Source organism: Streptomyces sp. NPDC004658 (genome assembly GCF_040609555.1).
In the GTDB taxonomy this organism is placed as follows: Bacteria; Actinomycetota; Actinomycetes; order Streptomycetales; family Streptomycetaceae; genus Streptomyces.
Map to the genome: position 1 here is coordinate 1 of NZ_JBEXKG010000403.1, position 1,255 is coordinate 1,255.

Sequence of the window (1,255 nt, forward strand, 5' to 3'; positions counted from 1 at the left end):
GCCCACACCAGCGCCCGGTGCCCCGGCGCGGCGGTGGTGCTGACCGGCCCGGCCCGGGGTGCTCGGCGCTCGCCCGGCTGCGGCGGCCGGTGCTCAGCGGTTCGGCCCCGTGGACTCGGCGCTCACTCGAAGCGGCTGGGGTCCCCCGCGCCGTGCCGGACGATCTCCGCCTCGCCGCTGGAGAAGTCGACCACCGTCGTCGGCTCGGTGCCGCAGTCGCCGGAGTCGACCACGGCGTCCACCACATGGTCGAGCCGGTCCTTGATCTCCCAGCCCTGGGTGAGCGGCTCCTCCTCGTCCGGGAGCAGCAGCGTGCTGGACAGCAGCGGCTCACCCAGCTCCGCCAGCAGCGCCTGCGTGACCACATGGTCGGGGATGCGCACGCCCACGGTCTTCTTCTTCGGGTGCTGGAGCATGCGCGGCACCTCGCGGGTGGCCGGCAGGATGAACGTGTAGCTGCCCGGCGTCGACGCCTTCACGGCCCGGAACACGTCGTTGTCCACCCGGACGAACTGGCCGAGCTGCGCGAAGTCCCGGCACATCAGGGTGAAGTGGTGCCGGTTGTCCAGCCGGCGGATGGAGCGGATCCGGTCCATGCCGTCCCGGCTGCCCAGCCGGCAGCCGAGCGCGTAGCAGGAGTCGGTCGGGTATGCGATGAGCGCCCCCGAGCGGACCGCGTCGGCGACCTGGCCGATGCTGCGCGGCTGCGGGTTCTCGGGGTGCACGTCGAAGTACTTCGCCATCTGCCGAGCTTATGCCGTCGCGGGGCGCGGGGCGGTGACCTATGACCTCATCAGCTGGTCCGGCGACTCCTCGTACACCACCATGTGGCCCCCGTTCGTCGCGCTCGGCCTCGGTGCCGGCGTGGTGCCGTGCTGGTCTCCGTCATCAGCGCCCGCGTCGGCGCCACGCTGCGGACGGAACTGACCGGCGCGGGTGTGCCGCAGGCACTCGCCGGAAAGCCGGCCGAGGCCAAGGACGCGGTGGCGATGGGGGCGACCCCCGTCTCCCGCGCCATGCCGGAACGGTCTGCACACCGCCGCCACCCTCACCGGCGCACGCTGCGTCCTGGGCGCGGCCCTGTCGGCGGCCGGGATGACGGGCAGGGGGACGGACGGGGGGAGTGAGGGGCGGTACGACGACGAAGCGGGGCGGCCGGGCGCCGGGGTCCTCGTGCCGGCCGGCGGGTGCCCTCGAGCACGGTGGCAGCCGTGCTGGAGTTCTGGGCCTGGTCGTGCTCGGCCATGGCCCAGAT

Annotated in this window: 2 protein-coding genes; one reads left to right on the top strand and one right to left on the bottom strand. The window is 73.7% G+C overall.

Translation table 11 applies throughout. From position 1 onward, the window contains the following. Nucleotides 1-122: 122 nt before the first annotated feature. Entirely contained in the window at nucleotides 123-743 is a 621-nt protein-coding gene (locus ABZV94_RS41695; RefSeq protein ID WP_356350327.1) for an L-threonylcarbamoyladenylate synthase, read from the bottom strand. Nucleotides 744-872: 129 nt separating this feature from the next. On the opposite strand from ABZV94_RS41695, the gene ABZV94_RS41700 reads away from it, so the two are divergent. Then, complete coding sequence (locus ABZV94_RS41700) at nucleotides 873-1,127, top strand: hypothetical protein (RefSeq protein WP_356350329.1); 255 nt, start codon at nucleotides 873-875, stop codon at nucleotides 1,125-1,127. The last annotated feature ends 128 nt before the right edge of the window (nucleotides 1,128-1,255 follow it).

What these genes read in the sequence shown, in the direction of transcription:
- ABZV94_RS41695 (WP_356350327.1), bottom strand. Translation starts at nt 743, where the DNA reads ATGGCGAAGTACTTCGACGTGCACCCCGAGAACCCGCAGCCGCGCAGC.